Origin of the sequence: Rathayibacter sp. VKM Ac-2928, assembly GCF_022815545.1 — a bacterium.
Classification (GTDB): Bacteria; Actinomycetota; Actinomycetes; order Actinomycetales; family Microbacteriaceae; genus Rathayibacter; species Rathayibacter festucae.
Genome location: NZ_JALGRU010000002.1, coordinates 459,262 through 485,729, shown reverse-complemented (window position 1 = coordinate 485,729; position 26,468 = coordinate 459,262). Strand labels below are relative to the sequence as shown.

Sequence of the window (26,468 nt, the reverse complement as noted above, 5' to 3'; positions counted from 1 at the left end):
GGATGACCGGCCCGTCCTCCCCTCCCGACCCCGAGCCCGGCGGGCACGCCGAAGGCGACCGCGCGACCGAGGGCGCGACCGACGCCGCGATCGCCGCCGTCGAGGGCGAGCTGAGCACCCTCTTCAACCGGGTGCGCGACGCGATGCGCTCCGCCGCCGAGCGCCTGCATCCGGAGCTGAGCACCGCCGGGTACCGGACGCTCGCCACCCTGGAGCGGCGCGGCCCGATGCACTCGGGCGCCCTGGCCGAGCTGCTCGAGACGGACAAGTCCTCGATCAGCCGGCAGATCTCCGCGCTCGACCGCCTCGGTCTGCTGCAGCGCTCCCCCGATCCGGGCGACGGTCGCGCGACGATCCTCTCGGTGCCGCCGGAGACCGCCGAGCGGATGCGGGCGATCCGCAGCTCCCGCCAGGCGCTGATGCACGAGGAGCTGCGCCGCTGGGACGCGGGCGACGTCGAGCTCTTCGCCGTCCTCCTGCGCCGCATCACCGCCCTGGACATGCGCGGCGCTACCACCGAGCCCGCCGACGGACAATCGGGCGCGGGCCCCGCGCCGACCGCGTAGCGTCCAGGGGGATGGAATCGCTCGCTCCTGCCTCCCTTCCCGGCGACGTCGACGGCGCTCTGGCCCTCGCCCGCACCCTCTCCGCCGACCCGCCGCGGCCCGGCACCGGCCGCACCGCCGAGCTGCACGGCCTGCTCGAGCGCCTGGCCCGGCACGACCTCGGCGTCGCCCGCGCGATCGAGCCGCACCTCGACGCGCTCGCGATCCTCGGCGAGGCGGGCCTGTCCGCCGCGGACGTCGGCGTCCAGGACGACGCGGTCTGGGGCGTCTTCGCGGCGGAGGGCGGCGACGAGCCGCTCGTCGCGACTCCGGAGGGCGACGCCTGGCGACTGGACGGCGTGAAGCCCTGGTGCTCGCTGGCCGGCCGCCTGGACGCGGCGCTGATCACGTCGCACGTCGGCGAGGGCTCCGGCGAGCGCCGGCTCTTCGCCGTGCGCCTCGGCGACGGCACCGCGACCCCGGAGGAGAACGCCTGGCACCCCCGCGGGCTGACCGAGATCCCGAGCGGACCGGTGCGCTTCGCCGGTGCGCGCGCTCACGAGGTCGGCGCTCCCGGCTGGTACCTCTCGCGACCGGGCTTCGGCTGGGGCGGGATCGGCGTGGCCGCCTGCTGGCTCGGCGGGGCCCGGGGCGTCGCCGCGACGCTGGCACGTGCGGCCGCCCGCCGCGAGGACCCGCACCTGCTCGCGCACCTCGGCGCGGTGGACACCGCCCTGTCCGCCGGGCGCCGCGCGCTCGACGAGGCCTCGGTGCTGATCGACGGGGGCGAGGCCGAGGGCGCCCGCGGCGCACTGCTGGCCAAGCGGGTCCGCGGCACGGTCGCGAGTGCCGTGGAGGAGATCCTGCTGCGCGCGGGTCGCGCCCTCGGGCCGGCTCCACTGGCCCTCGACGCGGAGCACGCGAAGCGGGTCGCCGACCTCGCCCTCTACGTCCGCCAGCACCACGCCGAGCGCGACGACGCTGCCCTCGGCCGCGCGGTCCTCGCCAGCGGCGAGACGGAGGAGTGGTGAGCCGCGTCATCGAGTTCGACGGTCACCTCGAGGGCACCCCGGTCGAGCGCTGGTGCGAGGACGGGCGGCTCGACCGGCTGCCGGTCCTGCCGGAGGACGCACTCCTCGCCGTCGACCGCGTGCTCGTCGTGGTCGCGCACGCCGACGACGAGACGCTCGGCTGCGGCGGCACGATCGCCCTGGCCCGCCGCCTCGACGTCCCCGTGGACGTCGTGATCGTGACGGACGGCGGCGCGGCGCACGGCGCCTCCTCCCCCGGGGCCGCAGCCGCCCTCGTCGCCGAGCGGCGCGCCGAGGCCCGGGCCGCGCTCGACGAGCTCGGCGCCGGAATCGGCCTCGCCTTCCTCGACGTCCCCGACTCCGGCACTCCCGAGCACCGCGACCGGATCCTCGCCGAGGTGCTCGCCCGCGCCGCCGCCGAGCCCGGCCGGGTCCTCCTGCTCTCCACCTGGACCGGCGACGGCCACCGCGACCACCGCGTCGTCGGCGAGGTCTGCGCCGAGGCGGCCGAGACCCTCGGCCACCCGCTGCTCGCGGCGCCGATCTGGCTCTGGCACTGGGCCGCGCCCGACGACGCCGAGGTGCCGTGGCCGGCGCTCGTCCGGGTCGAGGCGGACGAGGACCTGCGGGAGCGGAAGGCCCGCGCCCGCGAGCGCTATCCGAGCCAGACCGCGCCGGGACCCGGCGGGATCGCCCCGGTCCTCCACCCGCTCTTCGTCCGGGCCTTCGCCGGCGACGACCGCCTGATCCGGGTCCGCTGATGGCCCGGCCGGAGCTAGCGCACGGCGATCCGACCGACAAGTGGCGGAGAGAAGCCCCGATCCTGCCTAGGCTCGGGGGGACGGACGGGCGCGGCCCCGGCGACGAGGACACGGGGATGAGCTACTTCGACGAGCTGTACGAGCGGCACGAGGACCCCTGGGGGTACACGAGCCGCTGGTACGAGGAGCGCAAGCGCGCCCTCACCCTCGCGAGCCTGCCCGAGCGCCGCTACGACTCCGTCCTCGAGATCGGCTCCTCGATCGGCGTGCTGGCCGAGGCCCTCGCCGCGCGGGCCGAGCGCCTGCTGGCGATCGACGTCTCCGCGGCCGCCGTGGAGCGCGCCGCCCGCCGGCTCGCGCCGCTCGCGCACGTGCGGGTCGAGCACCACGACATCACCCGCGGGGTGCCGGAGGGTCCGTTCGACCTGATCGTGCTCTCCGAGGTCGGCTACTACCTGGGGCGCGAGACGCTCGAGCGCACGCTGCGCGGAGTGCGCGACCGGCTCTCCGCCTCCGGCGAGCTCGTCACCGTGCACTGGCGGCACCCGATCGACGGCCTCGAGCTCGACGGCGACGCCGTCCAGAGCGCCGTCGCCGGCCTCGGCCTGCACCGCATCGCCCGGCACGAGGAGGAGGACCTCCTGCTCGAGGTGCACTCGCGCGACGGCCGCTCGGTGGCCCGGCGGACGGGCCTGCTGTGACCCGGATCGAGGAGCTGCTGGTGGTCGTGCCGGCCCACGACGAGGAGGAGCGGATCGGCGCCACCGTCGCGTCGGTCCTCCGGAGCGCCGCGCACCTCGCCACGACCGCCCCTGACGTCGCGGTCCGGCTGATCGTCGTGGCGGACGGCTGCACGGACGCGACGGTGGAGCGTGCGCGGGCCGCGGGCGCCGAGGTCCTCGAGCTCGAGCGCTGCGGAGTCGGCGCGGCGCGGGCGGCCGGGATCGCGCACGCCCTCGGCTCCGTCTCCGGCTCCGTCCCGGACGACCGGGTCTGGCTCGCGAACACCGACGCCGACACGGTCGTTCCGGAGGAGTGGCTGCTCGAGCACGTCGAGCACGCCCGCCATCACGACGCGCTGGTGGGCACGGTCCGGCCCGACCCGTCCGACCTCTCGCCGGAGATGTACGGCCGCTGGCAGCGCACCCGCGAGCGGGAGGAGTCGATCGGCAGCATCCACGGCGCGAACCTCGGCGTGCGCGCGAGCGCCTACCTGGCGGCGGGCGGGTTCGGCGGCGAGCCGCTGCACGAGGACGTCCTGCTGGTCGAGCGCCTGCACGCCGCCGGCGCCCGGGTGGGAGCGACCGACCGCGGCGAGGTGACCACCTCCGGACGCCGCCGCAACCGCGTGGACGGCGGCTACGGCCCCTACCTGCACGACCGGTTCGCGGACGCTCCGGTCTGCTGACCGCTTCGGTCGGGGACGACCTCTGCTACAACGCGCGGGCGCAAGCAGATCCGCGAGGCCGTTGTCAACGGTCCGGGCCTGAATTGTCACGGCATCCGCAGGAGAGTGGAATGGGGGCCGAGCACGACCCTGTGCTCTCTCCGATGGAAGGGTCACCGCATGAATCCCCGCCTCGTCCTGCTGGCGCTCGTCGCCCTCGCCGCGTACGTCTTCGGCGCCCGCGCCGGTCGCGGACGCTACGAAGAGCTCCGCCATCTCGCACTCGGTGTGTGGAACGACCCGGCCACGAAGAAGACGCGCAAGAAGCTCAAGAAGACCTCGAAGCGCGAGGCGAAGCACTTCACCGCGGTCGCCGACAAGGCACGCGCAAAGGTGCAGCGCTCACTCCGCTGATCGACATCATCTGCAAGGACGCCTTCACGACAGGCGTTGACGCTCGCACCGGAACGGCCGGTCGAGCACACTACGAAGGAGACACATCATGGGCATCATCGGTTGGATCGTCCTCGGCCTCATCGCCGGCGCACTCGCAAAGCTCATCCTGCCCGGCAAGCAGGGCGGCGGATGGATCATCACCATCATCCTCGGCATCGTCGGCGCCCTCCTCGGAGGATTCATCGGCGGCGCGCTCTTCGGGCGCGACGACCCGATGGGCTTCAACCTCGTCAGCATCATCCTCGCTGTCGTCGGCGCCATCATCGTGCTGCTGATCTACGGCGCGATCACCGGCCGCAAGTCCCGCGCGTAGTCACGCGACCCCCGAAGGCCCCCGGCATCCGTGCCGGGGGCCTTCGTCGTTCCCCGAGCGTCCGACGGCGCCGGACGACCGCCGATGTTCGCGGAACGCGCAAGGCCTTGCACCTGGGAGGCCCCGGGGCGTGGACTGTACTCCGGCCGCAAGCTCTCCGATGCGGCCGATCCCCGGACGAAAGGACGCTCGAGTATGAGCACGGACGCGAACACTGTCCCCACGATCACCCTCAACAACGGAGTCGAGATCCCGCAGCTGGGCTTCGGTGTCTTCCAGATCGACCCCGCCGAGACCAAGGACGCGACGCTCGCCGCCCTCGAGGTCGGCTACCGCCACATCGACACCGCCGAGATGTACGGCAACGAGGCCGGCGTCGGCGAGGCCGTGCGCGCCTCCGGCCTCGACCGCTCCGACGTCTTCGTCACCTCGAAGCTCAACAACGGCTTCCACGCCCGCGAGGACGCCCTGCAGGCGATCGACGACACCCTCGCCGAGCTGAAGTTCGACTACGTCGACCTCTTCCTCATCCACTGGCCGCTGCCGAAGGTCGGCGACTACCTGGAGACCTGGAAGGCGATGGAGGAGATCTACCGCAGCGGCAAGGCGAAGGCGATCGGCGTCTCCAACTTCCAGACCAACCACCTCAACCGGCTCCGCGCCGAGGCGACGATCGTCCCGGCCGTGAACCAGATCGAGGTGCACCCCTTCCTCACGCAGGAGGAGCTCCGCGCCTACGGCGTCGAGCACGGCATCGCGACCGAGGCCTGGTCGCCGATCGCGCAGGGCAAGGTCCTGGACGACGAGGCGATCGTGCGCATCGCGCACAGCGTCGACCGCTCCCCCGCGCAGGTCGTCCTGCGCTGGCACATCCAGCGCGGCGACATCGTCTTCCCGAAGTCGGTCACCCGCAAGCGCGTGGAGGAGAACTTCGCCCTGTTCGACTTCGAGCTGGACGACGAGTCGATGACCGCGATCTCCGCGCTCAACCGCGACGAGCGCACCGGCCCGAACCCGGACGAGTTCAACTACATCCCCAGCTGACCCTCGGCTGCTGAGCCGGTGCCTCCGGCTCGCACGAACGCCTCCGGCTCGCGGGATCCTCGGATCCCCGCGAGCCGGAGGCGTTTCCGCGTGCCGAACCTCCCGTGGGAGACCTCCGGCACGCGGAAGCACCCCCGGCACGCAGAAACCGCGGACTCCAGCGAGCCGGACACCGTTCCACGAGCCGAAGCTCCCCAGACTGCACCTCCGGCACGCGGACTCACTCTCGGCACGTAGAAACCCCGGACTACAGCGAGCCGAACACCGTTCCACGAGCCGAAGCTCCGCAGACTGCACCTCCGGCACGCGGACTCACTCTCGGCACGCGGAAACCGCGGATTCCAGCGAGCCGGACACCGTTCCGCGAGCCGAAGCTCCCCAGGCAGCACATCCGGCACGCGGAATCACTCTCGGCACGTAGAAACCGCGGACTCCAGCAAGCCGAACACCATTCCGCGAGCCGAAGTTCCCCAGGCAGCACCTCCGGCACGCGGAATCACCCCCGGCGCGCGGAAACGGCGGACACCAGCGAGCCGAACACCGATCCACGAGCCGAAGCTCCCCGCACCGCACCTCCGGCACGCGGAATCACTCTCGGCACGTAGAAACCGCGGACTCCAGCGAGCCGAACACCGTTCCACGAGCCGAAGCTCCCCGCACCGCACCTCCGGCACGCGGAAGCACCCCCGGCACGCAGAAACGGCGGACACCAGCGAGCCGGACACCGATCCACGAGCCGAAGCTCCCCGCACCGCACCTCCGGCACGAAGGATCACCGTCGGCACGCGGAAACCGCGGACTCCAGCGAGCCGGACGTCGTTCCACAAGCCCGAGATCGGTCCGGCGCGGCTCCGGCTCGCAGAAACGGCTCCGGCTCGCGGAAACGGCTCCGGCTCGCGGAAACGGCTCCGGCTCGCGGGATCCGTGGATTCCTGCGAGCCGGAGGGCGTTCCGCGAGCCGGGGCGGCGCGGAGGCGGTGGTGGCTACTGCGAGTCGCGCCAGGAGTGCTCGGGGGCGTAGCCGAGCACCTCGCGGGCGTGGTCGATCGAGAGCAGGGTGTCGTTGACGCCGAGCTCGCCGCGCAGCTCGACGCCGGGGAAGACCTCGGCGACCAGCTCGTCGTTCGGACGGGTCATCACGGTGTCGGCCGCCGCGATGATGAAGCGGTCGAAGCCGGGCTCGCGATACGCGAGGGCCTTCTCGACCGCCTGGGCGCCGTCGCGGCCGTCGATGTAGCCCCAGAGGTTCCACTTGCGCAGTGTCGCGTCGGCGTCGAAGGACGGGAACTCGGCATAGTCCTCCTCGTTCATCACGTTGGAGAAGCGCAGGCCGATGATCGTGAGGTCCTCGTGCCAGCGGCAGAGCTCGATCGCCAGCTGCTCCTCGAGGTGCTTGGTCAGCGAGTAGACCGATTCCGGGCGGGCCGGGTACTTCTCGTCGACGGGGATGTAGGGCGGCGGCACGTCGAACGGCAGGCCGAGCACGGTCTCGCTGGACGCGTAGACGATGCTGCGGATGCCCGCGCGGATCGCCGCGTGGAAGACGTTGAAGGTCGACGACATGTTGTTCTGGAAGGTCGCGATGTCCGGGACGATGCCCGGCGCCGGGACGGCCGCGAGGTGCACGACCGCGTCGATCCCCTCGTAGCGGTCGCCCACGGCCTGCAGGGCGTCGACGACCTGCCCGTAGTCGGTGATGTCGATGCTGATGACGCCCTCGCCGCGGGTTCCCGCGCGGTCGAGGACGAAGACGTCGTGGCCGGACTCGCGGAGACGGGTGACGACGCTGCGGCCGAGTTTCCCGGATCCACCGGTGACTGCGATTCTCATGCCTCGAACGCTAACGGGCCGCGGGCCTGCGGACGAGGGGCTGGCGGATCAGCCCGCGACGTGGAGGGAGATGCCGTCGCCGACCTCGGGCGTCGTCTCGTCGGCGACGAGCTCGGTCCAGCGGCGCAGCACGGCGGCGCCGGCCTCGTCGTTGATCGCGCCGTCGACCACGAGGATCGGGTACGGCTTGTCCGGGACGCCCTCCGCGGGACGGACGTCCACGTGGGCGACGTCGTAGGCGTGCTCGGAGAGCCAGTCGGCCATGGCGTAGTCGCTGCGGGAATCGCCGACCGTGCGCCAGCGCTGCGGGATCGGGCCGGTGGCGCCGAGCAGCTCGACGGCGCGCTGGGCGCCGAGGTCCTTGCCGAGGCGGTTGGACTCGATGTCGGTGGAGATCACGGTCGGGTCGATGCGGTACTCGACGGCGCCGGTGTCGTTCGGGTAGCGGATGCCGCGGCGCTCGACGCCGAGGCCGGCCGCGGTCATGATCTGCAGGGCGTCGGCGTCGAAGACGAGCTGGCGCTCGAGGTAGTCCTCGCTGGAGAGGTCGACGAGCTGCTCGGCCGAGACCATCGCGCGCTTGGTCTCGTCGAAGAAGACCAGGTCGTCGTAGTCCTCGCGGATCATCCGCTCGAGGTCGCGGGCGACCGCCTCCGGGATCGCGAGCGACTCGTCGACGATCGGCTCGGAGGTGCCGCGGTAGTCGACGGTGAACCAGACGGCGCCCTTCTCGCAGACGCAGACGATCCGCGCGTCGGCCGAGACGCCGCGCTCGAGGAGCGGCGGCAGCACGCGCTCGCGCAGGAACGCGTCGGAGCGGCCGGTGTTGAAGACGAGCGGGATGCCGGCGTTCGCGAGCGCGACGAGGTCGTCGGCGATCGAGTCGATGGCGATCGTGCGGCTGATCGGGCTGGCGATCGGGCCGTCGACGTCGAGGAGCAGGCCGAGCGGAGGCGGGGTGGAGGTCATCGTCTCCATTCTGCCGTGCGGGCGCGTCCGGCCGTCCCCGCGAGATGCCACTTGTGCACGCTTTCCTCGGCGTGTCGCGTGCACAAGTGGCATCTCGCGGAGTGCGCAGCTACTCGGACGTGGGGAGGACGAGGGTGCACTGCGTGAGGGTGCCGTCGGGGGACTCGACGGCAAGGGTGATCAGGGTCTCGGCGTCGCGGCAGGGGACGGAGAGGGCGGAGTAGCCGGTCGCGGAGAGGTCGACGGGGTCGCCGGCCCGGGCGTCGGTGGTGCCGACGGCGAGGCGGGCGGCGACACCGCCTTCGGTCTGCCAGGAGAGCGCGACGGGGACGGAGGCGGTGCGGTCGCCGGCGCAGTCGATCGTCGCGGGCGAAGCGGTGAAGGAGAGGACGGCGGCCGCAGTGGCGGCGGCGCCGGGGGCGGCCGAGGCGACGACGCCCTCGGTCGGGGAGGTCTCCGTCGGGGAGGTCTCCGTCGGGGCATCGGTGGCCGTCGGTCCCGTCGCGGTCTCCGTCGACTCGGCCTCGGTGGGCGCGGTCGACGGGGCGGCGGCGGCCGAGGCGGAGGGGGCGACCGGGGTGGAGGTCGGGGCTCCGGCGCCGTCGGCGGGGCGGACGAGGAGGACGATCGCGACGATCACGGCGACGAGACCGAGGACGGCCAGGACGATCCCGAGGGTGCGGGCGGTACGGGGCGGCATCGGGACTCCTCGGTGGTGCGGGTGCGGCGGTGCGGGTGTGCAGTGGTGGGGTTGTGCGGAGAGAGCAGTGCGGGAGGGCCGGCGGATCGTGCTCGCCGGCCCTCCCGCGGCGGAGGCTACGCCTCCTCGACCTCGCGGCGGCTGCGGGCGATCAGCAGGGCGCCGAGACCGAGCACGAGCGCACCTCCCGAGAGCAGCAGCCAGGGGCCGGTCTCGACGCCGGTCGAGGCGAGACCGCCGGTGCCCGGCTTCGCGACGGGAGCCGCGGTCGCCGTGGCGGTCGGCTCCGGAGCCGCGGTGGGCGCGGCCGTCGGCGTGGCGGTCGCGGTCGGCTCCGGAGTCGCGGAGGGCTCCGGGGTCACCGTCGGCTCGGGAGTCGCGGTCGGCTCCGGGGTGGCTGTCGGCTCAGGAGTCGCCGTCGGCTCGGGAGTCGCGGTCGGCTCCGGGGTGGCCGTCGGCTCCGGAGTCGCCGTCGGCTCAGGCGTGGCCGTGGGCTCCGGAGTCGCGGTCGGCGTCGCCGTCGGCTCCGGCGCCCCCGGCAGCTCGACGGCCGCGCCCTCGGGCGCCACGGCGAGCAGCGCCCGGGCGACGTCGCTGAACGCGCCGACCGGGTGGTTGCGGAAGACCGGGGAGGTGCCGAAGAGGAAGCCCTCGGTGCCCGACTCCGTCGCGAACGAGACGGCCGAGGCCTGCCCGGCCGCGTCGCTCCGGGACTGCCCCTCGGAGGCGACCCAGTGCCCGGCGACGAAGGTGTCCTCGGCGGCGTAGCTCTGCTCCACCGTCACGGACGCGTCGAAGCCCTCGAACCAGAGCGCCGGCGAGACGAAGGCGGTGTCCTGCGGGTGGTCGCCGAGGATCCCGTCGGCCGGGGTCTCGACCGAGACGATGCCGTTGGACCCGCTGGTGCCGGTCTGCGCGGTCAGCGTCGCGAGGCCGAAGTCGGTCGCGAACGCCGCTCCCGCTCCGCCGCGGCCGACCACGTCGCCGCCCGCCGCGAGGAACTCCTCGACGGCGGTGCGGCCCGCGGCCTGCTCCGGGGTGAAGGACAGCGCGCGGCCGAGGAGCAGCACGTCGGCGTCGGTGAGGACGGTCTCGCCCGAGGCGAGCGTGTCCGCCGTGACGGCGACCGCGTCGGCGAAGCCGAGCTTGGCCAGCGCGTCGCGGTCCTCGTGGGAGCCGGAGTAGGCGACGCGGACGGCGGAGAGCGCGGTGCCGTCCTCGTCCTCGATACGCTCCGCCGTGGTCGCCGTGAAGTCGACGCCGAACTCGGCGGCGGCGGCCTTCGCGGCGGCGAGACCGTCGGCGTCGGCGCGGAGGGCGATCGTGCCGTCGGCGAACTGCTCGAGCGCGACTCCGGCGCCCAGGAGCGCGTTCACCGCCTGGTACTCGAGCACGCCGCGCGGCTCGAAGGCGAGGTAGCCGGCGTCGGCGGGGACGCTGCCGCTCGGGGCGACGGCGGTGACCGGCTCGAGCTCGACGGCGGGCATCGGGTCGAGCGTGGAGCCGACCGGGATCACGTCGGCGCCCCAGAGCAGCGAGAGACTCCAGGCCGAGACGTCGTACATCTCGGGCACGCGGTCGGAGATGTCGGTGCCGTCGGCGAGCAGCACGTTCGCGAGGCCGCGGACGGGCTGGTGCATGTCGACGACGTAGGAGCCGGCGGCGTAGGTCGTGCCGCCCGCGGTCATCGCCGTGGTCGTGCGATCGACCTCGACGCCGTGCGCGAGCAGCTGCGCGACGAGGGTCTCGGCGTCGGACGAGGAGCGCTGCGCGTCGCCCGCAGGGATGACGTAGGCGCGGGGGTACTCGGTCGTGTAGACGTCGGTCTCGTCCCAGATCTCGGTCCACTCGGTCGGCGTGCCGGCCGGCAGGTCGGACGCGGCGACGTCGGCGGGGATCTCGACGGCCGGGGCGCCGGTGACGCCGCGCTCGAAGATCTGCACCTGGTTGCTCAGCAGGGCGTCGCGGTTGGCCTCGATGTAGTCGACCGAGGCGTCCATGACGATCCCGGCGACCTCGATGTCGATGTCGGCGTTCGCCTGGCCCTCGGCGATCTCCTCGGGCGTCTCGTTCGCCGTGCGACCCAGCGGCAGCTCCACCGTGTTGGTGATCGCGCCCTGGAAGGCGACGTACTGCGGCGCGAAGATCGGAGGCCAGTCGTCCCAGCCCGCGCGGATGTCGCGGTAGGGGATCAGGATCTGGCCGGTGTTCTCGGTGGTGACGCTGCCGTCGGCGGCCTTGTAGGTGTTGCCGGGCACGTCCGCCTCGACGACGCGGCGCTCGATCTCGAGCGCGGTCGCGTAGGCGTGCGGCAGGAACAGGTCGTACTCGTAGTTCTCGCCGTGCGGCGGACCGCAGGGCTCGACCTGCAGGATGCCGGTGTAGCCGTGGATGTCGATGAAGTAGGTCGGCTGCAGGACGCTGGAGAGGTCGCGGATGACCGCCGCCTCGTTGGTCGCGCCGGTGATCATGTCGCGGTTGGGGTCGTAGCCGGCCGCGACGGCGCGCTGGCCGAGGGCCCGGCCGTCGGGGTTGTTGGTGACGGTGAAGTAGAGGCGGTTGCCCTCGAGGAGCGCCTGGGTCTCGGCGTCCTCGGCGGTGGCGACCTTCTCGATGTAGTTCAGGATCGCGTCGGATCCCTCCCACTCATTGCCGTGGATGTTGCCGTTGAACCAGGTCGGCACCTTGTACTCGGCCATCAGCTCGGCGTCGGCGGCGGCCGCCTCCGGCTCGTTCTTCAGGCGGTCGCGCCACTCGGCCTGCTGCGCCGTCTCGGCGGCGGTCTCGGGAGCGGTGACGGTGACCAGGTAGATGTCGCGGCCGAGGCCCGACTTCCCGACCACCTGGGTCGAGACGCGGTCGGAGCGCGCGGCGAGGTCGTTCAGGGCTGGGGCGATCCGGTCGTACGGCGTGACGCCGCGGGTCAGCGAGGCGTCGGTCGGGTCGACCGCGACCTCGGTGAGGGCTTCCCGGTAGGGGTAGCTCGCGGGCTCGGTGATCGGCGCCGAGGCGGGGCGGACGAGGTCCACCCGCTCGAAGGCGGAGGTCGCGGTCGGTGTCGCGGTGGTCGGTGTCGCGGTGGTCGCTGTCGCGGCGGGCGCGATCAGCAGACCGCCGGCGGCGAGCGCGAGGGCCGCGCAACCGGAGGTCAGGGCGGTGCGTGTTCTCAAGCGGAGATCTTTCGTGTCGGAGGTCGGCGCGGACGAGGCTCCGCGCTCGCTCCTGCGTCATCGACCTCGGAGCAACGTGTGAACCCTCTCAGGAACCTAGGCCACCCGTGTTTCCGGCACGTGTCACGCCGGTCCCCCTCCGCGAGATGCCGCTTGTGCACGCGACACGCCGTGAAAGGCGTGCACAAGTGGCATCTCGCGGCGGGGATCGGTGGGGGTCAGCCCAGGAAGAGGGAGAGGAGGAGGACCATGCCGAGGGCCAGGACCGAGGCGAGGGAGACGCCGACCGTCACCGACTTGAGGGCGCCGCGGACGGACTGGCCGAGGAAGCTCTGCAGCAGCCAGAAGGTGTTCGAGGTGACGTGGATGCAGAACAGCGCGCCGGAGCCGGCGGCGAGCGCGATCAGCAGCGGGTCGAGTCCGAGGGTCGCGGCGACCGGGGCCACGACACCCGCGGCGGTGATCGCCGAGAGGGTGACCGAGCCGACGGCGATGTGCAGCACGGCTGCCATCAGCCAGACCAGCAGCAGCGGTGCGGCGGCGTTCGCCGAGAAGTAGCCCTTGAGCAGCTCTCCGAGGTCGCCCTCCGCGATCACCGCCGCGAGCGCGCCGCCGACGCCGGTGAGCAGGAAGATCTGCCCGCCGTCCTGGAAGCCCTTGGCGACCGCCTTCTCCATCCGCGGAGTCCCGACGACGGAGCGGCCGACGAGGCCGGTCGCGATCACGGCGAGCAGCAGCGCGATCACCGGGTTGCCGAGGAACTGCAGCACCGGCACCTCCGCGCCCGCGACCGAGAGCACGGCCTGCGCGGCGATGAGCAGCAGCGCGAGCAGCATCGGGGCGAACAGCAGGAGCAGCGGACGCTCGCGCGGGGCGTCGGCGTCGCGTGCGTCGGCGTCGCCGTCACCGCCGGAGCGACCGCCCTCGGAGGCGCCGCCGGACGACCGCCCGGACCCCTCCGACCCGGATCCGCCGACCGCCTCGCTCCCGGCCCGCTCCCCCGCGGGCACCGTCGCGAGCCCGGCGGTCTCGTCGCGCACGACGAGCTGCTCGTCGCGCGCCGGATCCCAGAAGCCCAGGCGGAAGGCGAGCGACATCAGCAGGATCGTGACCACGACGGTCGGCGCGACCACCACGAAGCCGCCCAGCAGCATCACGCCGAGCGGAACGCCGAGCAGCCCGGCGAGCGCCACGGCCGCGAAGCCGGGCACCATCATCACGATGCCCATCTCGAGACCGACGGCGAAGGTGACGGCGACGATCCCCGTGCCGGCGGGGCCGAGCCGCGGCGCGATCCTCCGGGCGAGCGGCGCCGCGATGACGATCAGGGCGTCGACGAAGATCGTCTGCAGATAGGTGGCGAAGGACAGCCCGAGCGCGTACGGGATGCCGCGCTTGCCGAAGACCCGCAGCAGCCCCTCGACGAGGCGGACGACCGCGCCCATCTCGTTGAGCATCGCGCCGATCAGCACCCCCCAGCCGATCAGGAGCCCCGCCTCCATCATCACCTCGCCGAAGCCGCGGGTCATCGTCGAGACGGTGTCGACGGGGCCGAGCCCGGTGAGCAGCCCGATGGCCGCCGCGCCCACGGCGAGCGCGAGCACCGGGTTGAAGCGGAAGCGGACGATCGCGACGACGACCACGACGATGACCAGGGCGACGACGCCGAGGGTGTACCACTCCGGCATGACGCCTCCTCCGCCCGCGGCAATGCGGGCTCTCACACCCTAGGGGTGCGGAGGATCCGGCGCAGAGCACCCGCGCCGCCACGCGGGTCTGCCGCGTGACGGGTCCGCCCCATGGACTCCTGGCCACCGCGGTCCTACGGTGTGCGCATCGGCGATTCCCGTCGCCGCGGTCGGAGCCGCGGATCGTTCGACCCGCAGCACTGCTCTGCCCGCACCCCGAGTGCAAAGGAGCACCTCGTGAACAAACGCCTCCTCCTCACCGCGGCCGCCGCCGTCGCGGTCACGACTCTCGTCTCGGCCCCCGTCGCCCAGGCCTCCCCCTCCCCGCTGTCCTTCGTCTCCGTCACCGATCGAGCGACCGGACTCGTCTCGCCGCTCAGCTTCGCCGTCGACGCGGGCGGCACCGCCTACGTCGCGCAGAACTTCGCCGGGATGCTGACGAAGGTCGCTCCCTCCGGCGCGACCTCGACCCTGGTCGGCGCGCCCGGAACCGAGATCGGAGCCGTCTCGGTCCACGGCTCCACCGTCTACTACAGCGAGGGCGTCCAGGAGGAGGGCGAGGCGCTGCTGCGATCGGTGCCGAGCGGCGGCGGCGCGCCGACGACCCTCGCCGACCTCGGCGCGTACGAGGCGAGCGCGAACCCGGATGCGGGCAACAGCTACGGCTTCCTCGGCCTGCCCGCCGAGTGCGCCGCCCAGGTGGACCCGGCGGTCGCCGGTCCCGCCTCCTACACCGGCCGGATCGACGTGCACCCCTACGCGTCGGCCGCGACCAGCGCCGGCGTCTACGTCGCCGACGCGGCCGGCAACGCGATCCTGAAGGTCACGCCGAACGGCGTCGTCTCGACCGTGGCGGTGCTGCCGCCCACGGCCCCGATCACGATCACGGCGGAGCAGGCGGCGGCCTTCGGCTTCCCGGCCTGCACAGCCGGCTACCGCTACTCGTTCGAGCCCGTCCCGACCGACGTCGAGGTCGGCCCCGGCGGCTGGCTCTACGTGTCGACGCTGCCCGGCGGACCGGAGGACGCCAGCCTCGGCGCTCGCGGCTCCGTGGTGCGGGTGAACCCGGCGACCGGCGAGATCCGCACGGTGGCCACCGGCCTGCTGAGCGCGACCGGCCTCGCGGTCGACCGCGTCACCGGCACGGTCGTGGTGACCGAGCTGTTCGGCGGCCCGGACGGCACGGGACGCGTGGCGCTGATCCTGCCGCGCACCTCGACGCCGATCACCGGACTCGCGGTCGTCTCGCCCGCGGCGATCGAGCTGCGGGACGGCGCTCTCTACGTCGCCCGCAACGCGTTCGTCCTCTCGCCGGAGGGCGCCCCGCAGCCGATCGGCACCCTGACGGTCGCCCGGCTGCGCGGCTTCGGAGCGGCGATGACCGCGGTCGGCTGAGGTCCGCTGCACTCCGCTGAAGTCCGCTGAGTCGCCCGGGAAGGCTCGTTCTCCAGCCCGAGAGCGAACCTTCTCGGGCGACTCAGGAGCTCCGGGCCCGCGCGGCGGGGGCTCGGCGTCGTCCAGGAGGAGGGAATAGCGTGGCGGGATGGCACTGACGCTTCCCGAGCCCCGGCTCCCCTCGCTCCTCGACTCCCCGGTGCTGCGCTGGGGAGTCCTCGCCCCCGGCTCGATCGCCGGCACCTTCGTCGCCGCGCTGCAGAAGCACACCCGGCAGCGCGTGGTCGCGGTCGGCTCGCGCTCGCAGGAGCGCGCCGATCAGTTCGCGCGGCGCTTCGGCGTCGAGCGGGCCTCGGTCGGCTCCGACGCGGTCGTGAACGACCCCGAGGTCGACGTCGTCTACATCGCCTCGCCGAACTCGGAGCACGCGCGCCAGGCCCTGCGCGCGATCGCGGCGGGCAAGCACGTCCTCATCGAGAAGCCGTTCGCCACCACGGCGGGTGAGGCCGAGATGATCGTCCATGCGGCGCGCGACGCCGGCGTCTTCGCGATGGAGGCGATGTGGATGCGCTACCTGCCGCAGATGGACGTGGTGCGGCAGCTCCTCGCGGACGGCGCGGTCGGCGCTCCCGCGCTGGTCTCCGCCGACTTCGGCGCGGCGTTCGCGTTCGACCCGGCCAGCCGCATCTTCGATCCGGCGCTCGCGGGCGGCGGCCTGCTCGACGTGGGCGTCTACGCCTCGTCCTTCGTCTCGATGGTGGCCGGGGCGCCGCAGAGCACCGTCGTCGCCGGCGCGCTGACCTCGACCGGGGTGGACGCGATGGCGACGATCGTCGGGCGGCACGCGCACGGGGTCCAGTCGGTCGCGACGTCGACCGTGCTGGCCGACACCCTGCACGCGGCGAGCGTCGCGGGCAGCGAGGGGCGGATCGACGTGCACCCCTCGTTCTGGACGCCGAGCGGCGTCACCCTGACCCGCGGCTCCGAGAGCGCCTCATGGCGGGATGAGACGGGGCTGCAGGGCGGCGAGGGGCTGGCCTGGGAGGCGGTGCACCTCGCGCAGTACGTGGCGGAGGGGCGCACCGAGTCGCCGGTGCACCCGCTGGACGAGACGGTGCAGGTGGTGCGCACGCTGGACGAGGCGCGCCGCCGCCTGGGCGTCGAGGTCTGACGACAGCGGTTCGATCTGCAGGCGATCCGGCCACCGCGCGGCACTCCCCCGCGGAGGAGAGCGCGTTCCGGACGGCATCGCCTGCAGATCGCACGTCAGCCCGCGGGCAGCTCCACCCGGAAGCTGGTGCGCCCCGGCTCCGACTCGACCAGCACCCGTCCGCCGTGCGCCTCGACCACGGCCGCCACGATCGCCAGGCCCAGCCCGGTCGAGCCGGTGGTCCGCGCCCGCGAGGAGTCGCCGCGGGCGAAGCGCTCGAACAGCACCGGCACCAGCGCCTCGTCGATCCCCGGACCGGAGTCGGTGACCGTCACGACCGCGATCGGCCGGCCGCGCTCGTCGCGGTCCTCGGCGAGCGCCGCGACGACGCGCGTGCCCGGCGGCGTGTGCACCGTGGCGTTCCGCAGCAGGTTCGCGACCACCTGGTGCAGCCGGAAGCCGTCGCCGCGGATCTCGATCGGCTCCTCGGGCAGGTCAAGGTCCCACTCGTGGTCGGGGCCGGCGACGTGGGCGTCGGACACGGCCTCGATCAGGACCATCGTCAGGTCGACCGGCTCCTTCTCCAGATCGCGGCCCTCGTCGAGGCGCGCGAGCAGGAGGAGGTCCTCGACCAGTGAGGTCATCCTGGTCGCCGCCGACTCGATCCGGTCGAGCGAGTAGCTCGCCGACTCCGACAGCTCGACGTCGCCGCGGCGGGGCAGCTCGGCGTAGCCGCGGATCGCCGCGAGCGGCGTCCGCAGCTCGTGCGAGGCGTCGGCCACGAACTGGCGGACCTTGTTCTCGCTGGCCTGGCGCGACTCCAGCGCACCGCCGACGTGGTCGAGCATGCGGTTGAAGGCGGCACCCACCCGGCCGACCTCAGTGCGGACGTCGGCGTCCTCCTCCGGCACCCGCTCGATCAGCTCGACCTCGCCGCGCTCGAGCGGCAGCTCGGCGACGCGGGTCGCGGTCGCCTCCACCCGCTCGAGCGGCCGCAGCGCCACCCGGATGATCGCGGTCGCGATCAGGGCGACCAGCAGCATCGCGAGCAGGACGACGACGACCACCACGGTGGTCAGGGTCCGGAGCGTGTCCTCGGCCTCGCCGAGGGGCACTCCGACGATCACGACCGAGCCGTCGATCACGCGCGCCTCGGCGCGGTACTGGCCGAGGGCGTCGCCGAGATCGAGGGTGGTCGCGTCACCGGCGTCGGCGACCGCGGCGGCCAGCACGGAGTCGGCCGGGTCGGCGAACTCCTGGCAGGCCCCGGAGCTGTCGATGTAGGCGCCGGTGTAGGCACCGGTCGCCCCGAGCACCGCCGTGATCGTCTGGGTGTCCTGGTTCGGGCGTCCCTCGAAGTCGCCGCTCGGGCAGGTGGTCGCGCGCTCGATGGCGCTGGAGCCGGCGAACTGGCTCGGCCCGTCGAAGCCGGCCAGCCGGTCCAGCGACTCCGAGAGCTGCGTCTCCGCGTTGTCGTAGAGGATGCCGCGCAGCGACAGCACGCTGACCGTCCCGACGATCCCCGCGATCACCGCGACCAGCGCGACGACGGCGACGACCATCCGGCGCCGCAGCGTCCAGGGCGCGCGTCGGGACGCGTTCGAGCGGCGCAGCGCCGACCGGGTCGCGAAGTCGCCGAGTGTGGGCCGCAGCCGCCCGCCCTCGGTCGTCACTGCTCGGCGGGCTTCAGCAGGTAGCCGGCGCCGCGGACCGTGTGGATCATCGGCGAGCGGCCGGCGTCGATCTTCTTGCGGAGGTAGGAGATGTAGATCTCGACGACGCTCGACTTGCCGCCGAAGTCGTAGGACCAGACGCGGTCGAGGATCTGCGCCTTGCTCAGCACGCGGCGGGGGTTCCGCATCAGGAAGCGCAGCAGCTCGAACTCGGTCGCGGTCAGCTCGATGTCGGTGCCGGCCCGGCGCACCTCGTGGCTGTCCTCGTTGAGGACGAGGTCACCCACCACGACCTCGGGGTCGTCGGCGTCGTTGGCGAGCAGGGTGGAGCGGCGGATGAGCCCACGCATCCGGGCGACGAGCTCCTCGAGGGAGAACGGCTTGGTGACGTAGTCGTCGCCGCCGGCGGTGAGCCCGGCGATCCGGTCGTCGAGCGCATCCTTCGCGGTGAGGAAGAGGACGGGGGTCTCGCTGCCGTCGGCGCGGATCCGCTGGAGCACCTGCAGCCCGTCGATGTCCGGCAGCATCACGTCGAGCACGATGACGTCGGGGCGGAACTCGCGGGTGATGGTGATCGCGGAGCGGCCCTCGGCGGCGGTGCGCACCTCCCAGCCCTCGTAGCGCAGCGCCATCTGCAGCAGATCGGTGAGGGTGCTCTCGTCGTCGACGACGAGGACGCGGATCGGCGTGCCGTCCGCTCGCTTGAGGCGGGTGCGCTGCGCGGAGGCGAGGTGCTTCGAGGGGGCCGGGGTGCTCATGTCTCCCCAGTATCAGGAGTTTTCTATGAGCGCGCTATGCCCGGGCGATGGGGCGGCTGTGCGCCGCCGGAGAAGCGCGACGACGACCGCCGCACCGCGCGCCACCACGGACAGCGGGCGGATCGCCCGCCGCTATCGTGCAGCGGGCGTGCACTCGCGCGCCCGGACGGACGGAGCAGAACGATGCCGGACTCCTCGCGGGCGATCGTGCGGCCGCTGGACGCCGCCGTCTCGGGCTTCGTCACTGTCCCCGGAAGCAAGAGCCTGACGAACCGGGCGATCGTCCTCGCCCTCGCCGCGCAGGGCACGTCGGTGCTGCGGCGCCCCCTCCCCAGCGACGACACCCGGCACGGCGCGACCGTCGCCCGTGCACTGGGCGCCACCGCGATCGACGAGGACGACGCGATCTCGATCACCGGGCTCGGTGCCCTCCGCCCTGTCGATCGGGCTGAGCTGCACGTCGGCTCGGCGGGCACGATCGCCCGCTTCCTGCCCTGCTTCCTCGCCTTCGGCGGGCCGGGCGAGTGGACGCTGACCGCGAGCGAGCAGATGACGCGGCGCCCGATGGCCGGCCTGTTCGCCGCGCTCGAGGCGTTCCCCGGCGCGCTCACCGCCCTCGGCGAGCCCGACCGCTACCCGCTTCGCGTCCGGGGCGGCGGCCACGCGCCGGCGGCGATCGAGGTCGACGGCGGCGTCTCCAGCCAGTACCTCAGCGGGCTGCTCCTCTCGGCGCCGCTGCTCGACCGCGACATCATCGTCCGCGCGCGAGGCGCCGTCGTCCAGGGCGCCTACGTCGACATGACCGTCGACTCGCTCCGCCGCTTCGGCGCGACCGTCGAGCGGAGCGCCGACCGCCGCGCCATCACCGTGCACGCGGGGCCCACCTCCGCGGTGGACCTCGAGATCGAGGCGGACGCGTCGACCGCCTCCTACTTCGCCGCGCTCCCCGCGATCCTCGGCGGGTCGATCCACCTGCCGAACGTCGAGCGCGCTAGCCGGCAGCCCGACACGCGCTTCCTCGAGATCCTCGAGCGGTTCGGCTGCGAGAGCGTCTGGAACGACGGCGGTCGCGGCGTGACCGTCACACGGCCCGGCGATCTCGACCGCCTGCGCGGCGGTGCGCGACTCGACCTCAACGACTGCTCCGACGTCGCGCTGACGACCGCCGCGCTCGCGGTCTTCGCCGACGCCCCGACCGAGATCGTCGGAGTGGAGCACATCCGCCAGCACGAGTGCGACCGGATCGACGCACTCACCGCCGCGCTGACCGCCTTCGGGATCGAGGTCGAGGAGCGGCCCGACGGCTGGCTGATCCAGCCTGGCCCCCCGCGCTTCGCCGAGATCGGCACCCGCGACGACCACCGCGTCGCCATGTCCACGGCCCTCGTCGCCCTCGGCGGAGCAGGCGCCGCGCTCGACCACCCGCGCTCCGTCGACAAGACCTGCCCCGAGTTCTGGGACCTGCTCGCGGGCGTCGGCGCGGACGTCGAGCTGGTCGAGTAGCCCCGCCGGAGCGTATCGAGACCCGCCGTCCTCACGAGGGCTGGTCTGCAGACTCTTCCTTCAGACGGTGGGCGGATCTCGATACGCCCGCTCCGCGGGCTACTCGACCAGCAGAGGGCGGCTCCCCGACATGCTGGTCGAGTAGCCCCGCAGGGGCGTATCGAGACCCACCGTCCTCAGCAGGCTGGGTCTGCAGACTCCACTTCCGGCGCCGGTGGATCTCGATACGCCCGCTCCGCGGGCTACTCGACCAGCATGGGCTTGCGCGTCGACTCCCGCGGCTAAGTGCACCTAGCGCTCGGAGGACGGCGCGGGCTCGTCGGCCGGGTCGGCGTCGAACTCCTCCGGGTCGACGACGGCCGAGCGGGCGTAGCCGCGCACGCGGCGGTCGATGAAGGTCGCGAACCAGAGGAGCACGCCGATCACGAGCAGCACGCCCGCGATCTCGTACTGCGCGATGTCGCGGCCGGAGGTGATCGGCAGCACCAGGTAGAGGCAGGCGATCGCACCGAGCACCGGCAGCACCGTCGGCGTCCGGAAGTGCGCGTGCTCCACCGGCTGGCGCCGCAGCACGAGCACCGCGACGTTCACCACCGCGAAGACCGCGAGCAGCAGCAGCGACGTGGTGCCGCCGAGCAGGACCGCGATCGGGTCGGACGGGTCGCGCGACACGTACGCGGTGAGCAGCAGCGCGAGGACGGTGGTGAACAGGATCGCCGCCCACGGCGTCCGCCGGCCGGCCAGCACGTTCTTCAGGAACGGCGGCAGCACGCCCTGCTTGCTCATCCCGTAGAGCAGGCGGCTGGCCATCATCATGTTGATCAGCGCGCTGTTCGCGACGGCGAAGAGCGAGATGAAGGGCAGCAGCGTCGAGATCGGGAAGTCCGGCGCGGCCGTCTCCACGACCGTCACGAGCGGCGTGTCGTTGCCGGCCAGCTCGCCGATCGGCACGATCGCGACGGCGAGCGTCGAGACCAGCACGTAGACGACGGCGGTGATGCCGAGACCGGTCAGCATCACCTTCGGGAAGATGCGGCTCGGGTCCTTGGTCTCCTCGGCCATGTTGACCGAGTCCTCGAAGCCGACCATCGCGAAGAAGGCCAGCGAGGTGGCGGTGCTGACCGCGAGCAGGAGCGACTTGTCCTCGGGCGTCTCGAACGCGACGACGCGGGAGAAGTCGGCCTGGCCGCCGAAGACCGCGAAGAAGCAGACGAAGATCACCAGCAGCAGGCCCGACAGCTCGATCAGGGTGAGCACCACGTTCAGGCCGACGCTCTCGGCGACTCCGCGCAGGTTGACCAGCGCGATGCAGACCATGAAGATCAGCGCGATGCTCAGCCGCGTGCCCGCGCCGTCGCCCAGGCCGAAGCCGATCGCGAAGTTGCTCGCGAACGCGCCGGAGGCGGCCGAGGCCGAGGTGATCCCGCTCGCCATCACGGTGAAGCAGACCAGGAAGGTGACGAAGTGGATCCCGAACGCCTTGTGCGCGTAGAGCGCGGCGCCGGCGGCCTGCGGGAACTTGGTCACCAGCTCGAGGTAGGAGCAGGCGGTCAGCGTCGCGACGACGAAGGCGATCACGAACGGCAGCCAGGCGGCACCGCCCACCTCAGAGGCGACCTGCCCGGTCAGCGCGTAGATGCCGGTGCCGAGGATGTCCCCCACCACGAAGAGGAGGAGGAGCTTGGGACCGAGGACCCGCTTGAGCTCGGGAGGTGCCGTCTTCTCGCTGGTCGCCGTCATGATCGCGCCTCCATCGGTTCGTACCGGGTGGCGCGAGCCTAGGGCCGCGCGGGAGGCAGGGGGAAGCCCCGAGGACGGGAACGACGGCGCGAGCGCGTCCGGGAACGCAGAAGCGCCAGGACCCCGAACCGGTCCTGGCGCTTCTGTGGCAGTGGGGTCAGAGAATGATCGGCAGCAGGTTGCAGAGACCGGTGAAGCCGAGGGCCTGGTTGCCGAGGCCCGTCAGGCGGGCGGTGGCGGAGTTGTTGCCCGCGTTCGACTCCGTGTAGCCGGCCGGGACGCTGGCCAGAGACAGGGTGAAGTTGGTCGCGACGAACGCTCCGAGGACTCCGGTGAAGCGCACCGTGGCGGACGGCGTGGCGCTGCCGATCGTGATCGTGCGGTTCGAGCCGACGAGCACGCCGACGGAGGCCGCGGTCGCCGTCAGCGTCACGTCGGCGAGCGACGGGCCCGAGAGCGTGAAGGTGGTGCCGGCCGGGATGTTCCCGGAGGCGGCGCTGATCGTGAACTCGGGGAAGGTTCCGAGCAGGCCGATGGTCGCGCAGCTCTTCGAGACGACGATGTCGACGGTCGCGTTCGACGCGGCGGCAGCGGGAGTGGCGATGGCGACGGCGACGACCGGCACGCTCCAGGCGGCGGTCTTGGCGAGCGAGCGGCGGGAGAGGGAGTTCTCGGGCACGGGTTCCCTTTCGAGGAGTCGGAGCGGAGGCCGTGCGTCGGAGGAGACCCCCGCGACCGGACAAGGGGAAAGCTAGGGAGCTGTCCCCCTTTCGATCCATCCCGGCGAACACGGCGAGGATCACTCGAATCCGGCAGAACCTGTCTCCGGGCTGAGAGCCGCCTGCACGGCCGCGCGCGAGGATCCGCGCCGTTCCGGGCGCCGCCGAGCGCCGATCCGGCGAGCGGCGCCTCGGTCGCGTTCCTCGCCGAGGCGAGCGGACCCGCCGAGGAGGCGGATCAGGCGTCGCGAAACAGCGCGCCGCTGTCGGCCCCGGACGGTTCCCCCGCCGGTCGCGTCTCCGGACGTCCCGCCGGTTCAGGCGTCGTCGAGGTCCTCCGCGGCGCGCCGCAACCGCAGCAGCACCTGGAGCTCCAGCGCCCGCCCCCGCCACTCCCGGCCGAGCAGCCGGTCGAGCGCCGCGAGCCGCTGATAGACGGTGTTGACGTGCACGCGCAGCGCCGCTGCGGTGGCCGTGGGCCGGCGGCCCTGGTCGAGGAACACCTCGAGCGTCCGGAGCAGCGGGACGCCGCGCGCGGCCTCCTCGGCGAGCACCGGCCCCAGCTCGCGCGCCGTCTGGTCGCGCAGCTCCTGCCGGCCGGTGCGGCTGAGCAGGACCGCGAAGACGCCGAGGTCGGCCGCCCGCGCCAGCACGGCCGTCCGGCCGAGCGTCGTCATGACCCGCGCGGTCCGGCTGGCCTCCGCGTGCGCCGCGCGCAGCCCCGCGGGCTCGAGCACTGGCCCGGCCAGGCCCGCCGCCGGCGCCTCCTCGCCGCCCCAGCGCAGAGACAGGTCGAGGTCGGCGGGGACGACGAGCACCAGCTGACCGCGGTGCACCGCCGAGGCGACGCGCTCGCCGAGGCGCAGGCCCGCCACGTACCGCCGGGCGCGCTCGGGGTCGCCGCCCGCGACCACCACGAGGTGCGCCCGACGGGGATCGAGGCCCGCTCCCCACCAGCGCCGGCTCTCGGCGGCCGGGTCCTCCTCGCTCCGGCTGAGCAGGTCGATCGTGGCGATGTCGCGGCCGAGCTGCACCGCGCGGGCGGTCGCCCGAGCGCCGGCGAGGGTCAGCGCGATCAGCGGAGCGGCGCGCTCGACGAGCAGCGCCGCATCGACGGCGGGTGCAGCGGAGTCGGCGGACTCCGCGTCGTCGACGACCAGCGCGCCGAAGAGAGTGCCCGCCGCCAGCACCGGCTGCACGAGCGCCTCTCCCACCCGGATCCGGCCCGGATCGCCCGACTCGCCCGCTCGGGCGAGCGCCACCCCGATCGGCCCGGCACCGGGGTGCGCGAACCAGCGCACCGGCGCGTCCGTCATCGCCCGCACCCGCTCGACGAGGGAGTCGGGGTCGCCGCCCGCGAGCACGGCCGCGGTGAGCTCGGCGTCCAGGCGCAGCGTCGCCGCCAGCCCGTCGCGCGCGGCCCGCAGCTCCTGCGCTCTGCTGGCGTTGTCGAGCGCGACCGCGGCGTGCGCGGCGAGCGCCGTCAGCAGGCTGATCTCGTGCTGCCCGAAGCGCCGCTCCTCCCGCTTGGCGGCGAGCAGCACGCCGAGGATCTGCCCGCGCACGCTGAGCGGCACGCCGAGCAGGCCGCGGATCGACTCGGCGGCGGCGGCGCGATCGGCGCGCGGCTCGTGGACGAGGGTCTCGTCCGCCGCGTAGTCCGAGGTCCACCGGGGCGCTCCCGCGTCGAGCACGGCGCCGACGAGCCCGGCCGAGCTCGGCAGGCGCACGCCGACCAGGTGCGCCGAGCGGTCCCCGCTGGCGACCCGGATCTCGAGGTCGTCCTCGGCGATCAGCACCACGTAGGTCAGGTCGACGCCCAGCAGCCGCCGGGCCTGGTCGACCACCTCGACCAGCAGCTCGCCCGGATCGGCGACGGAGGCGAGCCGGCCTGCGATGTCGTTCAGTGCCGCCAGCTCGACCGCCCGGTGGCGCCGCTCCTGCAGCAGCACCGCGATCTCGACGGCCGCGCGCGCCTCGGCGTCGACGACGGACTCCTGAGCGCCCGCCGCCAGCAGCGCGACGCGGTGCGCCTCGAGCGCGGGCAGGTCGGCCTGGTCCGCGAGGAGGTCGAGCCACTGCTGCCGTGCCATGGAGGCATCCTCCACCCTGAGGCTCGAGAGTGGAAGGTCCGTCCATTGTCGGCGAGGGCGGGGAGGACCGAGAGTGGAGCGTCCCCGAGCGGCACCGCCGCCCCCAGCTCAGGAGCTCCCCATGAACAACGTCGTTCCCCACCCCGATCACGGCCTCTCCGACGTCGCGCCGACGCCCGGCAGCGCCGGCCCCGCCGCCGTCGCCGACACCCCGCCCGTCCTCACCGGACCGCTCCGGCTGCGCCGGCTCTCGGTCGGCCTCGCCCTCGTCTACGTCGCGATCCTCGCGATCAACTCCGGCGGCCTCGGCATCCTCATCCCGAACCTCGTCGCCGACCTCGACGCCGCGAACAAGATCGGCAACCTCGCGATCGTCACCACGGTCGCCTTCCTCGCCAACGTCTTCGCGCAGCCGATCGCCGGCGCGCTGTCGGACGCGACCCGCTCGCGCTTCGGCCGCCGCTCCCCCTGGATGATCGGCGGGGCGCTGCTCGCGGGCGGCTTCGTCCTCGGCCTCCCGCTGGCGAGCTCGGTGGTGATGGTCGCCGTGATCTGGCTCGTGGTCCAGCTCGGCCTCAACGCCCTGCAGGCCGCCGCGACCGCCCTGGTGCCCGACCGCTTCCCCGCGGCCAAGCGCGGCGGCGTCTCCGGAATGATCGGCCTCGGCATCACCGTCGGCAACGCGGCCGGCGCCGTCATCGCCGGCTCCACGGTCGGCTCGGGCGCCCTGCCCTACGTCGTCCTCGCTGTGCTCCTGCTCGTGATCGTCGCGCTCTTCGTCGTGGTCAACCCCGACCGCTCCAGCCGCGACGACGTCGCCGCTCCCCGCCAGACCCTCGGCGAGTTCCTCCGCGGCTTCTGGGTCGACCCCCGCAAGCACCCCGACTTCGCCTGGGCCTTCGCCGCGCGCTTCCTGATGGTCATCGGCTTCTACGGCGCGCAGACCTTCGGGCTCTACATCCTGCGCGACTACATCGGCCTCAGCGACGAGGCGTCCAACGGCTTCGCCGCGCAGATCGGCATCGTGCTCCTGCTCGGCGTGCTGATCTCCGCGCTCACCAGCGGAGTGCTGTCCGACCGGATCGGGCGCCGCAAGCCCTTCATCGTCTGGGCCTCGGTGATCATGGCGATCGGCCTCGCCGTCCCGCTGGTGCTGCCGACCACCACCGGCATCCTGATCTACAGCTTCCTGCTCGGCCTCGGCTTCGGCGCCTACATCTCGATCGACCTCGCCCTGATGACCGAGGTGCTGCCCGTCTCGATGACCTCCGGCGCCAGCACCGCGGGCCGCGACCTCGCCATCCTCGGCCTCGCCACGACGCTCCCCCAAGCGCTCAGCCCCTCGATCGCGGCCGGGCTCGTCTCGCTCACCGGCGGCTACCCCGTGCTGTTCGTCTCGGGCATCGTGTTCGTGGTGCTCGGAGCGCTCGCGGTGATCCCGATCAAGTCGGTCCGCTGACCGGCACGGCCCCGGGACCCGCGGCGGGGTCCCGGGGCCGACCTGCGTCCGCCGCCCCCTGCTCCCCTGGCCGCCCCTCGAGAA

At 73.3% G+C, this 26,468-nt stretch carries 22 protein-coding genes; 12 read left to right on the top strand and 10 right to left on the bottom strand.

The window, feature by feature from the left end; genetic code table 11:
- Positions 1 to 2 precede the first annotated feature (2 nt).
- From MT350_RS09850 to MT350_RS09815, 8 genes are all read left to right on the top strand, one after another.
- Complete coding sequence (locus MT350_RS09850; RefSeq protein ID WP_243598375.1) at positions 3 to 566, top strand: MarR family winged helix-turn-helix transcriptional regulator; 564 nt, start codon at positions 3 to 5, stop codon at positions 564 to 566.
- A gap of 11 nt (positions 567 to 577) precedes the next feature.
- The gene (locus MT350_RS09845; RefSeq protein ID WP_243615843.1) at positions 578 to 1,576 is read left to right on the top strand and encodes an acyl-CoA dehydrogenase; all 999 of its coding nucleotides are present in this window, start codon (positions 578 to 580) and stop codon (positions 1,574 to 1,576) included.
- Positions 1,573 to 2,337 carry a PIG-L deacetylase family protein gene (locus tag MT350_RS09840; RefSeq protein ID WP_243598373.1) on the top strand — a complete coding sequence of 255 codons (765 nt, stop codon included), beginning with the start codon at positions 1,573 to 1,575 and terminating at the stop codon, positions 2,335 to 2,337. The genes MT350_RS09845 and MT350_RS09840 overlap by 4 nt, the downstream gene beginning before the upstream one ends.
- 116 nt (positions 2,338 to 2,453) lie before the next feature.
- The gene (locus tag MT350_RS09835; RefSeq protein WP_123447796.1) at positions 2,454 to 3,038 is read left to right on the top strand and encodes an SAM-dependent methyltransferase; all 585 of its coding nucleotides are present in this window, start codon (positions 2,454 to 2,456) and stop codon (positions 3,036 to 3,038) included.
- Positions 3,035 to 3,745, top strand: coding sequence for a glycosyltransferase family 2 protein (locus MT350_RS09830; protein WP_123737362.1), 711 nt, complete (start codon positions 3,035 to 3,037; stop codon positions 3,743 to 3,745). The genes MT350_RS09835 and MT350_RS09830 overlap by 4 nt, the downstream gene beginning before the upstream one ends.
- A 159-nt stretch (positions 3,746 to 3,904) precedes the next feature.
- Positions 3,905 to 4,138, top strand: a complete 234-nt coding sequence (locus tag MT350_RS09825) for a YtxH domain-containing protein (protein WP_123447798.1) — start codon at positions 3,905 to 3,907, stop codon at positions 4,136 to 4,138.
- An 88-nt stretch (positions 4,139 to 4,226) separates the two neighbouring features.
- Positions 4,227 to 4,493 carry a GlsB/YeaQ/YmgE family stress response membrane protein gene (locus MT350_RS09820; RefSeq protein ID WP_056041656.1) on the top strand — a complete coding sequence of 89 codons (267 nt, stop codon included), beginning with the start codon at positions 4,227 to 4,229 and terminating at the stop codon, positions 4,491 to 4,493.
- 195 nt (positions 4,494 to 4,688) lie between these two features.
- A complete protein-coding gene (locus MT350_RS09815) occupies positions 4,689 to 5,537 on the top strand; it encodes an aldo/keto reductase (protein ID WP_243598372.1) in 849 nt (282 codons plus the stop codon).
- A gap of 984 nt (positions 5,538 to 6,521) precedes the next feature.
- On the opposite strand, the gene MT350_RS09810 is transcribed toward MT350_RS09815, so the two are convergent.
- From MT350_RS09810 to MT350_RS09790, 5 genes are all read right to left on the bottom strand, one after another.
- Entirely contained in the window at positions 6,522 to 7,367 is an 846-nt protein-coding gene (locus MT350_RS09810) for an NAD(P)-dependent oxidoreductase (protein ID WP_243598371.1), read from the bottom strand.
- 48 nt (positions 7,368 to 7,415) lie between these two features.
- Positions 7,416 to 8,336, bottom strand: coding sequence for a hypothetical protein (locus MT350_RS09805; protein ID WP_207901789.1), 921 nt, complete (start codon positions 8,334 to 8,336; stop codon positions 7,416 to 7,418).
- Positions 8,337 to 8,445: 109 nt separating this feature from the next.
- Complete coding sequence (locus MT350_RS09800) at positions 8,446 to 9,036, bottom strand: hypothetical protein (protein WP_243615842.1); 591 nt, start codon at positions 9,034 to 9,036, stop codon at positions 8,446 to 8,448.
- Between the two features lie 116 nt (positions 9,037 to 9,152).
- Complete coding sequence (locus tag MT350_RS09795; RefSeq protein ID WP_243615841.1) at positions 9,153 to 12,206, bottom strand: M14 family zinc carboxypeptidase; 3,054 nt, start codon at positions 12,204 to 12,206, stop codon at positions 9,153 to 9,155.
- A gap of 218 nt (positions 12,207 to 12,424) precedes the next feature.
- The gene (locus MT350_RS09790) at positions 12,425 to 13,894 is read right to left on the bottom strand and encodes a GntP family permease (protein WP_243615840.1); all 1,470 of its coding nucleotides are present in this window, start codon (positions 13,892 to 13,894) and stop codon (positions 12,425 to 12,427) included.
- Positions 13,895 to 14,131: 237 nt separating this feature from the next.
- Here MT350_RS09790 and MT350_RS09785 point away from each other — a divergent pair, with 237 nt between their 5' ends.
- Positions 14,132 to 15,289 (top strand): ScyD/ScyE family protein, encoded by a 1,158-nt coding sequence (locus tag MT350_RS09785; protein ID WP_243615839.1) that lies wholly within the window; start codon positions 14,132 to 14,134, stop codon positions 15,287 to 15,289.
- A gap of 148 nt (positions 15,290 to 15,437) precedes the next feature.
- Positions 15,438 to 16,460, top strand: a complete 1,023-nt coding sequence (locus tag MT350_RS09780; protein ID WP_243598366.1) for a Gfo/Idh/MocA family protein — start codon at positions 15,438 to 15,440, stop codon at positions 16,458 to 16,460.
- Positions 16,461 to 16,555: 95 nt separating this feature from the next.
- Here MT350_RS09780 and MT350_RS20435 read toward each other — a convergent pair whose 3' ends face one another.
- Together MT350_RS20435 and MT350_RS09770 are read right to left on the bottom strand one after the other, a co-directional pair.
- Positions 16,556 to 18,112: a cell wall metabolism sensor histidine kinase WalK gene (locus MT350_RS20435; protein ID WP_243598365.1), complete on the bottom strand. Its 1,557-nt coding sequence runs from the start codon at positions 18,110 to 18,112 to the stop codon at positions 16,556 to 16,558.
- Positions 18,109 to 18,870, bottom strand: a complete 762-nt coding sequence (locus tag MT350_RS09770; protein ID WP_123447806.1) for a response regulator transcription factor — start codon at positions 18,868 to 18,870, stop codon at positions 18,109 to 18,111. Before MT350_RS09770 ends, MT350_RS20435 begins: the two co-directional genes overlap by 4 nt.
- Positions 18,871 to 19,053: 183 nt before the next feature.
- Between MT350_RS09770 and aroA the strand changes: the two genes are divergently transcribed.
- A complete protein-coding gene (aroA, locus tag MT350_RS09765) occupies positions 19,054 to 20,373 on the top strand; it encodes a 3-phosphoshikimate 1-carboxyvinyltransferase (protein WP_243598364.1) in 1,320 nt (439 codons plus the stop codon).
- Positions 20,374 to 20,664: 291 nt separating this feature from the next.
- On the opposite strand, the gene MT350_RS09760 is transcribed toward aroA, so the two are convergent.
- From MT350_RS09760 to MT350_RS09750, 3 genes are all read right to left on the bottom strand, one after another.
- Entirely contained in the window at positions 20,665 to 22,113 is a 1,449-nt protein-coding gene (locus MT350_RS09760) for an APC family permease (RefSeq protein ID WP_243598363.1), read from the bottom strand.
- Positions 22,114 to 22,270: 157 nt separating this feature from the next.
- Positions 22,271 to 22,792 carry a hypothetical protein gene (locus tag MT350_RS09755; RefSeq protein WP_243598362.1) on the bottom strand — a complete coding sequence of 174 codons (522 nt, stop codon included), beginning with the start codon at positions 22,790 to 22,792 and terminating at the stop codon, positions 22,271 to 22,273.
- 357 nt (positions 22,793 to 23,149) lie between these two features.
- Positions 23,150 to 24,925 carry a GAF domain-containing protein gene (locus MT350_RS09750; RefSeq protein WP_243598361.1) on the bottom strand — a complete coding sequence of 592 codons (1,776 nt, stop codon included), beginning with the start codon at positions 24,923 to 24,925 and terminating at the stop codon, positions 23,150 to 23,152.
- Between the two features lie 121 nt (positions 24,926 to 25,046).
- Between MT350_RS09750 and MT350_RS09745 the strand changes: the two genes are divergently transcribed.
- On the top strand, positions 25,047 to 26,384 hold the full coding sequence (locus MT350_RS09745; protein ID WP_165909138.1) for an MFS transporter: 1,338 nt from the start codon (positions 25,047 to 25,049) through the stop codon (positions 26,382 to 26,384).
- Positions 26,385 to 26,468: the final 84 nt, after the last annotated feature.

Coding starts and splice junctions, on each gene's coding strand:
- MT350_RS09815 (WP_243598372.1), top strand. CDS start 4,689: ATGAGCACGGACGCGAACACTGTCCCCACGATCACCCTCAACAACGGA.
- MT350_RS09770 (WP_123447806.1), bottom strand. CDS start 18,870: ATGAGCACCCCGGCCCCCTCGAAGCACCTCGCCTCCGCGCAGCGCACC.
- MT350_RS09800 (WP_243615842.1), bottom strand. CDS start 9,036: ATGCCGCCCCGTACCGCCCGCACCCTCGGGATCGTCCTGGCCGTCCTC.
- MT350_RS09790 (WP_243615840.1), bottom strand. CDS start 13,894: ATGCCGGAGTGGTACACCCTCGGCGTCGTCGCCCTGGTCATCGTCGTG.
- MT350_RS09805 (WP_207901789.1), bottom strand. CDS start 8,336: ATGACCTCCACCCCGCCTCCGCTCGGCCTGCTCCTCGACGTCGACGGC.
- MT350_RS09745 (WP_165909138.1), top strand. CDS start 25,047: ATGAACAACGTCGTTCCCCACCCCGATCACGGCCTCTCCGACGTCGCG.
- MT350_RS09835 (WP_123447796.1), top strand. CDS start 2,454: ATGAGCTACTTCGACGAGCTGTACGAGCGGCACGAGGACCCCTGGGGG.
- MT350_RS09810 (WP_243598371.1), bottom strand. CDS start 7,367: ATGAGAATCGCAGTCACCGGTGGATCCGGGAAACTCGGCCGCAGCGTC.
- MT350_RS09760 (WP_243598363.1), bottom strand. CDS start 22,113: ATGACGGCGACCAGCGAGAAGACGGCACCTCCCGAGCTCAAGCGGGTC.
- MT350_RS09820 (WP_056041656.1), top strand. CDS start 4,227: ATGGGCATCATCGGTTGGATCGTCCTCGGCCTCATCGCCGGCGCACTC.
- MT350_RS09780 (WP_243598366.1), top strand. CDS start 15,438: ATGGCACTGACGCTTCCCGAGCCCCGGCTCCCCTCGCTCCTCGACTCC.
- aroA (WP_243598364.1), top strand. CDS start 19,054: ATGCCGGACTCCTCGCGGGCGATCGTGCGGCCGCTGGACGCCGCCGTC.
- MT350_RS09750 (WP_243598361.1), bottom strand. CDS start 24,925: ATGGCACGGCAGCAGTGGCTCGACCTCCTCGCGGACCAGGCCGACCTG.
- MT350_RS09825 (WP_123447798.1), top strand. CDS start 3,905: ATGAATCCCCGCCTCGTCCTGCTGGCGCTCGTCGCCCTCGCCGCGTAC.
- MT350_RS09850 (WP_243598375.1), top strand. CDS start 3: ATGACCGGCCCGTCCTCCCCTCCCGACCCCGAGCCCGGCGGGCACGCC.
- MT350_RS09845 (WP_243615843.1), top strand. CDS start 578: ATGGAATCGCTCGCTCCTGCCTCCCTTCCCGGCGACGTCGACGGCGCT.